Raw genomic sequence first — 13,670 nt, 5'->3', positions numbered from 1 at the left:
CTGTTTAATATATGTATCTTCTGATTTCTCACTTCTCATTTTTCACTTTTTTCACCCACTCCCTGGCATTCACGAATGCTTCCATCCAGGGAGTAAAGTCATCCTTACGATGTTCGAAAGGATGGTGGCCGCACTGCCAAGTGAAGAGAGAGCGTTCGAGATGAGGCATCATTGCCAGATGGCGTCCGTCTTTCGACACAACTCCCGTAATATTGTAATCGGAACCGTTAGGGTTTCCCGGATATTCACTGTATATATATTTGGCAACTACATTATATTCGGACTCTGCCTTTGGCATAGCAAAGCGTCCTTCGCCGTGTACCGACCAGATACCCAGTTTGCTGCCTGACAGTGAACCCAGCATCACTGAATTGTTTTGCGGAATTTCAACGCTTACATAAGTCGATTCGAATTTATGAGATGTGTTGTGTTCCATTTTCGGATGCCTGTCATGTTCCGGATAGATGAGATCCAGTTCCATCATCAACTGGCAACCGTTACAGACTCCGAGGCTCAGTGTATCTTTGCGTTCGTAGTATTTACGAAGGGTTTCTTTTGCCTTATCGTTGTATATGAAACTTCCGGCCCATCCCTTCGCCGAACCAAGTACGTCTGAGTTAGAGAATCCTCCGCAGAATACTATCAGGTTGATATCTTCCAGGGTTTCACGTCCCGAAGCAAGGTCGGTCATATGCACATCCCTTACGTCGAACCCTGCGAGATGCAGGGAATAAGCCATCTCCCGTTCGCTGTTCGTGCCTTTTTCGCGTATAACAGCAGCTTTCAGCCCTGTTGGGGTAGTTCTGTCAGGGTCGATACCGTATTGAGCGAATTTACCTGTAAACGAAGGGTTGAATTTGAATTGAAGCGGTTGCTTCTTGTAATTTTCGAAACGTTGCAATGCTAGTTTTTCGGTGCTTTGCTTCCTGTCGAGAAGGTATGACGGTTCGAACCATACATCACGCAGTTCGTCTATATTGAATTCCTGACTGAAAGTATCTTTTTGGATAACAAATTTGCGCTCTTCGATAGGGCGGGCAACAATGGCGAAGCCGATGCCGTAATCATCCAGTATTTTTTCTACCAGGTGGTGATGTTTCACCTGAATAAGGATACCCGGATTTTCTGAGAATAATACTTTGATCAGATCAGCATGATGCAGTTTGTCAAGGCGGGCTTCAAGCCCTCCCTGCGGATTGGCAAAGCACATTTCCAGCATAGCGGTAATAAGTCCTCCGGCAGATATATCGTGTCCTGCAAGTATCAGTCCCCTGTCTATCAGTTCCTGTACAGCGTTGAATGCATTCTTGAAATATTCCGGGTCTTTTACTGTCGGTACTTCTTCACCGAGCTTACTCATTGTCTGAGCAAAGGCGGAGCCTCCGAGTTTGAACGTATCGAAAGAAAAGTCGATGTAATAAAGATAAGTTCCTTTGATATATGCCAGCACCGGAGATACGATCTTGCGGATATTCTTCACCTCACCCGCAGCCGATATAATTACCGTACCCGGTGAATATACTTTGTCATCTCCATATTTCTGTGTCATCGACAGAGAGTCTTTACCTGTCGGAATATTTATTCCCAGTTCGCAGGCAAATTCCGAACAGGCCTCTACTGCTTTATATAATCTTGCGTCTTCTCCCGGATTCTTACAAGGCCACATCCAGTTTGCGCTCAATGAAATGCCTTTCAGTCCATCTTCGATCGGTGCAAAGATGATGTTTGTCAACGATTCGGCTATTGCCAGCACAGAACCTGCTGCCGGGTCTACCATCGCAGCCTGCGGTGCATGGCCGATAGATGTTGCTATACCAGTCTTCCCTTTATAATCGAGGGCTACCGCTCCAAGGTCGCTTAATGGCAACTGGATTTCTCCCTGTGTCTGCTGGCGTGCAACCTTGCCTGTTACCGAGCGGTCTACTTTATTTGTCAGCCAGTCTTTGCAGGCAACGGCTTCCAGCTGTAGCACGTTCTTGATATATTCTTCCAGTTTGGACAGATCGTATTCCGGATTTGTATAAACTTCTTCAATTGTCTCGTCGCGCATGATTGTTTTCGGCGCTTTTCCGAAAAAGTCTTCCAGTTTGAGGTCGATAGGACGCTTCCCGTCTGCTTGTTCAAATACAAACTTCATGTCGTTAGTGGTTTCTCCGACAACATACATCGGAGAACGTTCGCGTTCCGCAATGCGTTTAATTCTTTCGGCCGCATCGGCAGGTATAAGCAAGCCCATACGCTCCTGACTTTCATTTCCTACAATTTCTTTTGACGATAAGGTAGGGTCGCCAATCGGCAGTTTTGATATGTCTATTTTTCCTCCGGTAACTTCTACCAGCTCCGATAGGCAGTTTAGATGTCCTCCTGCCCCGTGGTCGTGGATGGATACGATCGGGTTGTTGTCCGATTCTGCCAGAGCGCGTATCACATTCGCGGTACGTTTCTGCATCTCGGGATTGGCGCGTTGCACAGCGTTCAGTTCTATACCACTTGAGTATTGTCCTGTGTCTACAGATGATACAGCGCCTCCACCCATACCGATACGATAGTTGTCTCCTCCGAGGATAACTACTTTTTCGCCCGGTTCAGGTTCGCCTTTCAACGCATCGCGTTTGTTCGCAAAGCCGACACCGCCGGCCAGCATGATTACTTTATCGTATGCAAATTTCTTTTGATTTTCCTGATGTTCGAATGTAAGCAATGAGCCGCAGATAAGAGGTTGTCCGAATTTGTTCCCGAAATCGGATGCCCCGTTCGATGCTTTTATCAGTATTTCTTCCGGTGTCTGGTATAGCCAGGGGCGTTCCGGCATAGTTTCTTCCCATGCCTTCCCTGCTTTTGTACGCGGGTAGGATGTCATATATACGGCGGTTCCCGCGATTGGCAGGGATGCCTTTCCTCCGCCCAGACGGTCACGGATCTCACCTCCCGAACCGGTAGCAGCGCCGTTGAAAGGCTCTACGGTGGTAGGGAAGTTATGGGTTTCAGCTTTTAAGGAGATAACAGATTTGATTGATTTTTTCTGATAAAGGCTGGGTTCTTCTCCTTTTTCCGGTGCAAATTGTTCTATTTCCGGTCCCTGGCTGAAGGCTACATTGTCTTTGTATGCGGATACCAGCTTGTTAGGATTTATCTGGGATGTTTTCTTTATTAATTTGAAAAGTGAACTTTCCTTCTCTTCTCCGTCGATGATAAATGTGCCGTTGAAAATTTTATGGCGGCAATGTTCCGAATTTACCTGCGAGAATCCGAATACTTCACTGTCGGTTAGTTTCCTGTTGAGTCTTTTGCTTACTTCGTTCAGATATTCTATTTCATCTTCACTGAGGGCAAGGCCTTCCTGCTGATTGTAGGCTTCTATATCATCTATTTCGATGATCGGTTCAGGTTGTTTGTAAATCTTGAATACTTCCTGATCCAGCCCGTCATAGATACGTTGAAGCATAGGGTCATGTTTCGCGTCGCTTGTATCTACCGGAAAAAATTCCTCGATACGCATGATTCCGTCGATACCCATATTCTGCGTGATTTCCACTGCATTGGTACTCCACGGGGTAATCATTTCGCGGCGCGGACCAACAAAAAAGCCCGGGATATTTTCTGCTTCGAGCAATGTTGCACCACTGAATGCCCATGTGAGACGTTGGATGAAATCGGCGTTAAGACTTGAGTTTGTTTGAACAGCAATGATGTTCTTGGAAGGGGTTTGAAAGAAGGAAACCATATTTGTATTTCAAGTTAATAAATTGACTTTTTAATAGGCATACAAAGGTAGTGAAAAGAATTATAAAATAATATAAATATAGATAGTGAACGCTTATTAATTTTTGATTGCCGAACAGATTTATTTTAATATATGACAAATAAATCCATATTGCTTTTAGAGCCTGTTTAAACTTTATATATATAAAATTTAAACAGGCTCTTCGTATCCTTCTGCAGCATTTTATTTTCCTAGTCTATTTGCTGATATAATTTCCTGAGGTTATACAGATTCTTTATCCGATTATTCCTGTTTTTTCGGGCTATGAGATAAGCCAGAGGAACCCCGGCAAAAGTACCTACGAGCAGGGCTGTAAAGAATTCGGGAGACAGAAGGAATTCCAGGTAAGGCCTGTTTGCTATATATACATTGACAGAAGTCAGCGTAAGTATAAAAACGACCGGAGGAACAAACTGATTTGATAATGAATATGACGATTTCTCCAAAATATCTATTCTGTATTTGAGCCATGTTTTCAACGGTTGATTAGGGGTGTATTTGTTCATTTTAGAGAACGATATAATCTTGGATATATATGTCGCAATCATTGAGACTGCAAGGATCGTATTGCCTATTACAAAAAGAGGATCATGTAAACGGCTTACAGCCGATAATACCAAATACAGCAAAAATGCCACCGCTATAAATGGCAGGGTATCGAGAGGGTAGAATTTGCGTATCGAAGTTCTGGCCTTGGCCAATAATATCTCGTTTAGTTCATCTTTTGTATAACTGCTTACTTTGCTGTCTATTTCTGATTTCCAGAAATCTTTTAATGTACTATCTTCCATGACTTAATCTATTTAATTGGATTTTCAATTCATTCTTTGCCCTGTTTATCCGTGTTCCAACGTTCGACTTCGATATGCCGAGTATTTCGGCAATCTCTTCATAACTGCGTTCTTCGAGGTAGAGTAGCATCAGCGATTTGTCGAGGTCGTTGAGCCGGTGGATAGCTTCGAGTAATATTTCCATATCTTCTTTTTTATCCATTCCCTTGTGAGGGTCGACTCCCTGTTGCGAATCCGGAAAAGACTCCTGTGTGATAAAACGGCTGTCGGTACGTATCTTTGAGATAGAGGTGTTGATGGCTACATTGTACATCCACGAACCTATCTTTCTTTTGTCTTCCAACTTGGGAAAAGATCGCCATAGCTGATAAACGACCTCTTGAAAATTATCCTGCCTGTCGGTCTCTGTTCGGAAATACACAAGGCAAATTTTATGTATGATTCCCTGATAGTTGGAAAGAATTTCAAGGAAATCTTTTTTGAGTGATTCCATTACCAAAAATATTCATTGTTACTATATAGTCGGACTCAACCTGGATTTATTACAAAAAATACAATATTTGTCTTGAATATTATAATCGATTATCTATTGTCTATTTATTTTTTATCCGTTTCGGATTCACAAAAAAAACTGAATTCTAAATCTCTGCCAAATTAAAAAGGATTTTATTTAGCGGAGATTTAGAATTCAGACTCTGAGAAAAATAAGAATTGAAAATCCTATTTCAGAGGTTTCTTTTTAGATTGATTTTTCGCTTTTGGTTTCGGACCACCTTTCGGTTTGTTGGCGGCAACTTTCTGCTTGCCTACACGTAGTCCGCTGGCCGGTTTACCTCTTCGTTTAGGTTTTACCTTATTCTCATTTTCTTCGGAGGGCGCAGAAGGGGTACTCGACATTTTCTTATTTGTATTACCCGGTTTATCCGTTTTATTGGTCTTTCCGTACTTAGCGGCAATGCTGGCTTTCCTGTAGTCGGTTTTTATATCAAATTCTTCAAGGGCTTTGTTAAAGGCTTTATTGCTCGAAGCCTTATTTGTCTCTGTTTTTTCGGAGTTTTCCAGCAAATCGAATAGGCCTTCCAGTTCGGCGTGTGTCAGGTTGCGCCAGTTTCCCTGTCCCAGATCACCTAGCTTGATATTCATTATCTGTATGCGTTCGAGTTTAAGAACTTCATAGTCGAAATATTCGCACATGCGCCTGATCTGCCTGTTTAGTCCTTGTATAAGCGATATGCGGAACATATAGGGGTTTATTTCTACAATTTCGCATCGGCGGGTGACGCGGTCAAGTATGGGGACACCCTGTGCCATGCGTGTAAGGAAGTCTTTGGTAATAGGGCGGTTCACTTTTACGAGGTAATCTTTCTTATGGTTATTTCCGGCCCGCAGTATTTTATTCACGATATCACCATCATTGGTTAACAGGATCAGTCCCTGAGAATCTTTGTCCAGTCGTCCGATGGGGAATATCCGTTGTTCGTGCCGTATGAAATTGATGATATTATCTCTTTCCTGCGGATCGGTAGTACTGACGATGCCTACCGGCTTGTTGAAAGCGATGTATACCGGCTCGATTTTGTTTATGATAAGTTCTCCGTTTACTTTCACTTTTTGTCCCGGAAGAACTCGCATTCCCACTTGGGCGCGTTTACCGTTGATAGTTACACGGCCCTCTTCTATAAAGCGGTCGGCTTCACGTCTGGAACAAAATCCGGAGTTGCTGATATATTTATTTAGTCTATATTCCATTTCTAATTTATGTGATGTAGGGTAATGATTTCGCGCAAAGATAATTAATTTGTTTTTGTTTATTTCTGTTTGATGGAATATTCATTGATAATGCAGATCAGTATTTGAAACCTTTATTTATGATATTTTAGCTGTTAGCCGTTTAGTTGTTGATTATTTTAAATGTCTTTTATGTTGTCCCTTTTGTTCTCCTGGTATTTTCTCCTGTATTCTTTCGGAGTTATTTCCATTTCCTTGATGAAGGAATTGGAAAAATGGAACGGGTCATAATATCCCAGCCGGAAAGCTATTTCTTTGATTTTTAGGTCTGAGAACTGGAGAAAAGAACATGCTCTCTGTATCTTCAGCTGGTTATAATATACCATAGGCGAAAAAGAAGTTCTCTGGGAGAATAATGTAGTGAAATGAGAACTTGAATAGCCTACAGCATCGGCAATATCTTTCAAGGTTATCTTGTTTTCAAGATTATCTTTCATATAGTGGATGCATTGCTGTATCACATCGTCTACTTTCACATTTTTAATTTCCCTGAACTGGGTAAGATATTTAAGGGAAGCCAGAAAGTGCATCAGGCAGAAACTGATATATTCGAGGTTTTCAGGATTATATCCCATTTCCAGATTCTGATACATGTCTTCAAATAAAGTGATACGGTCGTTATATCTGCTGTTGTCAGACTCTTTTATAATCAGGTGTTTCCCGATGATAGAACTGAACATATGCACATTTTTTCCGTTGAAGTGTATCCAGTATATACTCCAGGGATTGTGACTGTCTGCCCCATAACTATGGCTTTCACCCGCCGGAATGATAAATGCCTGATTTCCTGAAAGGATATACTTTTCATCCTTGCATTCAATCCATCCTTTACCTTTTTCACAATAGATGAGGATATTCTCATTAGTTCCTTCCATTCTTTGCCGAAAATGATATTTTGCATCCGGGTAATAACCGATGTGGGTTACATATAATTGTCTGGTTATTTCGTTCGATTCCTGATATTCCCTTATGTTATAGGGCGTAACGATGGCTTTCTCTCCTTTGAAACCCTCGGCTATCTCAATGTTTTCCATGATTGTTCCGATTAAATAACGTTGGTTTTGACCTGCTAAGATAATGATATTTTCCATGTTCTTGAAAAATGGAAGGGTTTTTCATCTATATAAAGATTATATTTTTACATTCGCTAAACCAACATCAAACCAATGTCACAATCAATTTTTATCGCAGGGAACAACTGTTGAAATATCGGAACCATACAGGCATTTTTTTTAAAATTAAGTTATAAGTTGCAAGAAAAATATATACAAATTTGATAATCTTTGAGTTTTCCGGTCAAATTTGTACATTAATTATAATGCGTACGGATTTACTAAAAATGTATTATCTTTGTGCCAGAAAGTCAAACAGATTAAGTTCGTATATTATCACAAGTATTTATAAAACGCAAAATAAAATTTATCATTAATGAAAATCGCAATTGTTGGTACAGGTTATGTCGGTCTTGTCACAGGAACCTGTTTTGCTGAAATGGGTACAGAAGTCTATTGTGTAGATATAGACCAGAAGAAAATTGAGAACCTGAAAAATGGAATTATACCCATTTTTGAACCTGGACTGGATGAAATGGTAGAACGTAACCATAAAGCCGGACGTTTGCATTTTACTACCGACCTGAGCGTAATACTGAACGATGTTAATATTGTATTTTCAGCTGTGGGGACGCCTCCGGATGAGGATGGCAGCGCAGACCTTAAATATGTGCTTGAGGTAGCTCGTACAGTAGGAAGGAACCTGAATAAATATATGGTGATCGTTACCAAAAGCACTGTACCGGTGGGCACAGCTAAATTGGTAAAAAAGACTATACGTGAAGAATTGGATAAAAGAGGTTTGTCCGATTTGAAATTCGATGTGGCTTCAAATCCTGAATTTCTGAAAGAAGGGGCCGCTATTACGGACTTTATGCAGCCTGACCGTGTGGTTGTCGGAGTGGAGACGGAAGAAGCTCAAAAACTGATGGAAAAACTATATAAACCATTTACCCTGAATAATTACCGTATAATTTATACGGATATTCCTTCTGCGGAGATGATTAAGTATGCAGCTAATGCCATGCTTGCCACACGTATCAGCTTTATGAACGATATAGCGAATCTTTGCGAAATTGTAGGTGCGGATGTAAATATGGTGCGTAAGGGTATTGGTTCGGATGCCCGTATCGGTTCCAAATTTTTGTATTCGGGCTGTGGATATGGAGGAAGTTGTTTTCCTAAGGATGTAAAAGCGATTATTAAAACAGCTAATAAGCTCGGGTACAAAATGGAAATACTTGAGGCTGTGGAAAATGTGAATGAACGTCAGAAAAATATCCTTTTTGATAAACTGATGAAATATTATAACGGGGATATCAAAGGGAAAACCATCGCTGTATGGGGATTAGCTTTCAAACCAAAAACAGATGATATGCGCGAAGCTCCGTCTCTTGTGTTGATAGATAAGATATTAAAGGCAGGAGGTAAAGTAAGGGCTTATGACCCTGTGGCTATGGAAGAAGCAAGGCTTCATAAACCAGGCGATACTATCGTATATGCCAAAGATATTTATGATGCGACCCTTGATGCTGATGCTATCCTGATGGTAACAGAATGGAACGAATTCCGCCTGCCGACATGGGAAGTTATTAAGAAAACGATGAATAAACCTGTTGTTTTTGACGGGCGTAATATCTATAATAAACAGGAAATGAACGATGCAGGTTTCGATTATTTCGGGATAGGCATCTGATTATAATAAGCAGATTCGGGAATTAGCAAATTCGATATAAAATGATTGCAGTAGAAGGAATAACTAAAAGCTTTGGCTCCCTGAAAGTGTTGAAAGGGATTGACTTACGTGTAGAAAAAGGTGAGATCATCTCTATAGTGGGAGCTAGTGGTGCGGGAAAAACTACTCTGTTGCAAATCATGGGAACACTGGACAAAGCCGATAGCGGAACTGTTTATGTTAAGAATGAGAACCTGAGCAGGTTCAACGATTCCCGTCTTTCGGATTTCCGCAATAAGAATATCGGATTTGTATTTCAGTTTCACCAGCTATTACCGGAATTTACGGCATTGGAAAATGTAATGATTCCGGCTCTTATCGGTAAAGTAAAAGAATCGCAGGCCAAAGCCAAAGCGAAAGAACTTCTCGATATGCTCGGCTTATCGTCCCGTATGGAACATAAGCCAAATGAATTGTCGGGGGGGGAAAAACAGCGGGTGGCCGTTGCGCGCGCGCTGATTAACGATCCGGCAGTGATACTTGCGGATGAGCCGTCAGGTAGTCTGGATACTGAAAATAAAGATGAACTACACCAACTGTTTTTCAAACTGCGTGATACACTTGGTCAGACTTTTGTTATCGTGACTCACGATGAACATCTGGCTTCTATAACAGACCGTACCATTCATATGAAAGATGGTATGATATTGGAAAATCAGCCTGAAATTTTATAAATGAGTATATCTGCTGATAAACGTCTTTATCAGATCGCCCTTACCCGCATATTGGGAGTAGGGGATATTACCGCGCGTAATCTGCTGCAGGTGGTGGGTGACGAAGAAGAAATATTCAGGTCGGGCAGGAAATCGTTATTAAGTATTCAGGGGCTTCCGTCCAAACTGGTAGGGGAGATATTAAATCCGGAAGTATTGAATAAGGCGGAGAAGGAACTGGAATTTGTAGAAAAGAATGGTATTTCTACCTATTTTATCAGTGATAAGGATTATCCTCACCGTCTGAAAGATTGTGCTGACGCTCCGGTGCTCTTTTATTTCAAAGGAAAAGCTGATTTTAACGCAGATAAGATTATAAGCATTGTCGGTACCCGCAATTCAACGAATTATGGCAATAGCTTTTGCGATACATTTTTAGAAAAGATATCAGGTGTATTGCCCGGTACTCTTATTATCAGCGGCCTTGCTTATGGGATAGATATACATGCGCACAGGGCGGCTCTTAAATATAACCTGCCTACGGTGGGAGTGCTGGCACACGGTCTGGATATGATTTATCCTGCTGTACACAGGCAAACCGCGATAGAGATGTTGGAAAAAGGAGGCTTGCTTTCCGATTTTCCGGGCAAGACCGAACCTGACCGTTATAACTTTGTTCGCCGGAACCGTATTGTGGCAGGTCTGGCAGATGCTCTTATAGTCGTGGAATCGGACGAAAAAGGAGGTTCGCTGATAACTGCTGAGATTGCCGGCTCATACTGTAAAGATATATTCGCTGTACCCGGCCGGATGTCGGACAGGTATTCGCGCGGGTGCAATAAGCTGATAGCTTCGCACAAAGCCGATCTGTTCCAATCGGCAGAATATTTCCTCCAGCAAATGGGTTGGGACGATGAATCTCAGAAAAAGAAAAAAATGCCGCGTCAGCAAAACCTGTTTGTAATTCTTACAGATGAAGAACAGGCCGTCACAGATAAGCTGGCAACAATAGAGTCACTCCATATAGACCAGCTGGCCAGAGAACTGAACATTCCCGCCTATCAATTATTTACCACCCTTCTGGAGTTGGAAATGAAAGGGCTGATAAAGAATCTGCCGGGGAATATGTATGCCCTTAGCTAAATAATAAGGGACGAATATTATCGCCCCCATTTCATTATTGATTATTCTTTAGCCATTGCAAACGCCGCTGATCCGGTAGATGTGTTACTTTGAAGTTTTCAAATTTGGCATCGAAGCCTTTCCCGTCCGGACATGCTGCCATTAGCCCCACCATAACGGGGATGTTATCCTGTAGATGAGCGTTACGCATCATTGTATATGTTTTGTCGTCGAAGGAATAGAATACTTCCACGGCATCGAGTCTTCTTACTGCTTTAATCCATACATAGGGTGGGGTATTATCCAGCGTGATAACGCTCCAGTCGCTTGTCTTGTGAGTGACAACGGTGCTCAGGTTAAACTTCTCATCAACAAATTCCACACCTGCTTTTATGTAATTTTCGTGGTCTATACGAAGCATTAATCCCATCTGGTCGAAACGGGCCTTGTAATCGCCTGTGATTTTTACTTTCACTTCGAATTCGCCGCCATAGGTTGCATAGTAAAAAGGTGCGTCATCTACCGTGAAACCATAATGTGAGATGCGCCAGTAATCACTTTGCGGGGTAACGAACATACTTAATGTATTATTCTTCACTTCCCATTTTTCGGGTTCGTTGAACCATTGCATCTTTTCAAGGCTTTGGGCCATTGCTAACTGAACTGAGATAATTGCCAGAAGGCAAATGATAATTTTTTTCATCCTGTTGTCCTATTTTAATTTATGTTTATAGCCGATATTTTGGGATATTTCCAGTCCGGTCCCTGTTCGCTCGGACGTTCCCCGTGTGTTGCGTAGTAACCTTTTGCCCTATATAGTAAGACACAGGCGCTGCAGGTATGAATGAATAATATTTCCTCCTGAAAATATAGATTTATTTTCCACATATTACAATATTTCCAGAGACAGTTCCTGAATCTATAATGTCAAGAAGACTTTAGTTCTTCTAACAATGCCATAAACGATCTGCAATGACATAATCTTTTATTCTCTTTTCATTATAGTATTTCTCTATCCCCCGGATACCAAATGTCTCAGTTTCAAATTATAAGCATCATGAGAGTTAGATAATCTTTCAGTTCCTTCTTTAGTACATCCATTACATAACATTTATACCTCTTGGCGGTACGGACAGAAATGTGAAGTTCTTCAGCTATATCTTCATATGACATTTTTTCAATACGGTGCTTTTCAAATATCATGCGATATGTTTCCGGAAGTTTAGCAAGCGCTTTATCCAACATTTCGTAAAGTTCGGTCAATAAATAGAGATCTTCGTTATTTTTTTGAGAGGCCGTTTTTAAGACGAACTCCTGATATCGGTAGGTAAGCCCTTCTTTTTTCAAGAAATTGAGGCAGTGATTACGTACCGAAACAAGCAAATAATTACGTACTGATACAATATGTAGTGTTTTCCTGTTCTCCCACAACGAAACAAATACCTCTTGGACGATATCTTCATATACCGATTGATTGTGAATATATCTTTTGGCATAATTTTGTAACGGCGAATAAAAAAGTTGGAACAATTGTTCAAACGCTTTTTCATCGTCAAGGTTTACTACCTTCTCTAGCAGTTGATCCAGGTCCAAGATATGCGAGGATATATTCATTTCATGTGAATACGCTAAATAAATATTGACAAAGTTAAAAAAAGTTGGCACTTTTTTCTAATAAGATTGTCTTATTTATATATCATATTTTATAAAGTATAAAGAATGGATGAACAGAATTTTGAAGGTAAAGAAGAACTTTTCTACCGTTATTGCAATGGTACAGCGACACCCGAAGAACGGCAACAGGTAGACGGCTTTATAGCGAACCATCCTTCGGCCGCGGAAGAATTGGAGATTGTCGCCCATGCCGTATCGGTCGAAAAAAACATTCGCGAATTGCAGTCATACGATACCGCTGAAGGATTCCGGCAAGTCTTCCGAACCATAAAGAAACGCAGGAAACGTGCCATAATCCGTCATATAATATCACGTGCAGCGGCCATATTATTCCTGCCATTACTACTTTCTTCCGCTGTGTTTGGCTATATGGCTTTCCAAAAATTGCCGTCCGGAACGGTATATGCCGAAATTACGGCAGCCCCTGGCTCAATCTCCCGCTTTGAGCTGCCCGATCATTCGAAAGTATGGCTCAATGCCGGTTCCACCCTTCGTTACCCCAATTCGTTCGAAGGAGATATACGGGAAGTAACGCTGATCGGCGAAGGATATTTTGAGGTCCAATCAGACAAGAAACATCCTTTTTTTGTAACAACCGTTTCCGGTACTAAAATAATGGCTTATGGCACCCATTTCAATGTAAATACTGAAAATAGTAAGATTCAGGCTATTCTTGCGGAGGGAAGTGTGAGTATGTTTGCAGCAGACCGGATGGAGACCAAACTTCGTCCCGGCGAGCAGGCTGTGTATGACGAAATAACCCGCAAGATAACCGTCAGCCGGATAAACCTATACGAGAAACTGGCGTGGAAAGACGGGAAAATAGTCTTCCGGAATGCCCGGTTGAGTGAAGTCTTCCATCAGTTGGGCCGTCGCTATAATGTGGACATCATATTACACGACAAGTATAACCGGTCGGAAGTATATAGCGCACGTGTTACTTTTACAGACGAAACGATCCAACAAATATTTACGTATCTGGAAGCTGCCGCCCCTATAAAATGGAAACTCAGCACGCCGGTACAGAATACAGATTCTACACTGGCCAGACAGCGAATCGATGTATGGCTAAAATAATACTGACAACTTATA

General features: G+C 41.5%; 11 protein-coding genes. 4 read left to right on the top strand and 7 right to left on the bottom strand.

What is annotated here, in order from left to right; translation table 11 throughout:
• Positions 1-28: 28 nt before the first annotated feature.
• The 5 genes from purL to ACFO6W_RS10325 all read right to left on the bottom strand — a co-directional run bounded on the left by purL (position 29) and on the right by ACFO6W_RS10325 (position 7,376).
• Positions 29-3,724, bottom strand: coding sequence for a phosphoribosylformylglycinamidine synthase (gene purL, locus ACFO6W_RS10345; RefSeq protein WP_379996051.1), 3,696 nt, complete (start codon positions 3,722-3,724; stop codon positions 29-31).
• 230 nt (positions 3,725-3,954) lie between these two features.
• Positions 3,955-4,554 carry a hypothetical protein gene (locus tag ACFO6W_RS10340; protein WP_379996049.1) on the bottom strand — a complete coding sequence of 200 codons (600 nt, stop codon included), beginning with the start codon at positions 4,552-4,554 and terminating at the stop codon, positions 3,955-3,957.
• Positions 4,544-5,047, bottom strand: a complete 504-nt coding sequence (locus tag ACFO6W_RS10335) for an RNA polymerase sigma factor (protein WP_379996047.1) — start codon at positions 5,045-5,047, stop codon at positions 4,544-4,546. The genes ACFO6W_RS10340 and ACFO6W_RS10335 overlap by 11 nt, the downstream gene beginning before the upstream one ends.
• A gap of 227 nt (positions 5,048-5,274) precedes the next feature.
• Positions 5,275-6,303 (bottom strand): 23S rRNA pseudouridine(2604) synthase RluF, encoded by a 1,029-nt coding sequence (gene rluF, locus ACFO6W_RS10330; protein ID WP_379996045.1) that lies wholly within the window; start codon positions 6,301-6,303, stop codon positions 5,275-5,277.
• 158 nt (positions 6,304-6,461) lie between these two features.
• A complete protein-coding gene (locus tag ACFO6W_RS10325; RefSeq protein WP_379996043.1) occupies positions 6,462-7,376 on the bottom strand; it encodes an AraC family transcriptional regulator in 915 nt (304 codons plus the stop codon).
• 394 nt (positions 7,377-7,770) lie between these two features.
• Between ACFO6W_RS10325 and ACFO6W_RS10320 the strand changes: the two genes are divergently transcribed.
• From ACFO6W_RS10320 to dprA, 3 genes are read left to right on the top strand one after another with little or no spacing between them, the layout of a single operon-like run.
• On the top strand, positions 7,771-9,090 hold the full coding sequence (locus tag ACFO6W_RS10320) for a UDP-glucose dehydrogenase family protein (RefSeq protein ID WP_379996040.1): 1,320 nt from the start codon (positions 7,771-7,773) through the stop codon (positions 9,088-9,090).
• Between the two features lie 41 nt (positions 9,091-9,131).
• Positions 9,132-9,803, top strand: coding sequence for an ABC transporter ATP-binding protein (locus ACFO6W_RS10315; protein ID WP_379996038.1), 672 nt, complete (start codon positions 9,132-9,134; stop codon positions 9,801-9,803).
• Positions 9,804-10,925, top strand: coding sequence for a DNA-processing protein DprA (gene dprA / locus ACFO6W_RS10310; RefSeq protein ID WP_379996036.1), 1,122 nt, complete (start codon positions 9,804-9,806; stop codon positions 10,923-10,925). It abuts the gene before it with no gap.
• Between the two features lie 34 nt (positions 10,926-10,959).
• On the opposite strand, the gene ACFO6W_RS10305 is transcribed toward dprA, so the two are convergent.
• Positions 10,960-11,607 carry a DUF1349 domain-containing protein gene (locus tag ACFO6W_RS10305; protein WP_379996034.1) on the bottom strand — a complete coding sequence of 216 codons (648 nt, stop codon included), beginning with the start codon at positions 11,605-11,607 and terminating at the stop codon, positions 10,960-10,962.
• A 338-nt stretch (positions 11,608-11,945) separates the two neighbouring features.
• The gene (locus ACFO6W_RS10300) at positions 11,946-12,497 is read right to left on the bottom strand and encodes an RNA polymerase sigma-70 factor (protein WP_379996032.1); all 552 of its coding nucleotides are present in this window, start codon (positions 12,495-12,497) and stop codon (positions 11,946-11,948) included.
• A gap of 126 nt (positions 12,498-12,623) precedes the next feature.
• Between ACFO6W_RS10300 and ACFO6W_RS10295 the strand changes: the two genes are divergently transcribed.
• A complete protein-coding gene (locus ACFO6W_RS10295) occupies positions 12,624-13,655 on the top strand; it encodes a FecR domain-containing protein (protein WP_379996030.1) in 1,032 nt (343 codons plus the stop codon).
• The last annotated feature ends 15 nt before the right edge of the window (positions 13,656-13,670 follow it).

The organism is Dysgonomonas termitidis (genome assembly GCF_042654545.1).
In the GTDB taxonomy this organism is placed as follows: domain Bacteria; phylum Bacteroidota; class Bacteroidia; order Bacteroidales; family Dysgonomonadaceae; genus Dysgonomonas; species Dysgonomonas termitidis.
Note: the sequence above shows the minus strand (reverse complement) of the source record. Positions and strands in the feature narration are given on the sequence as shown.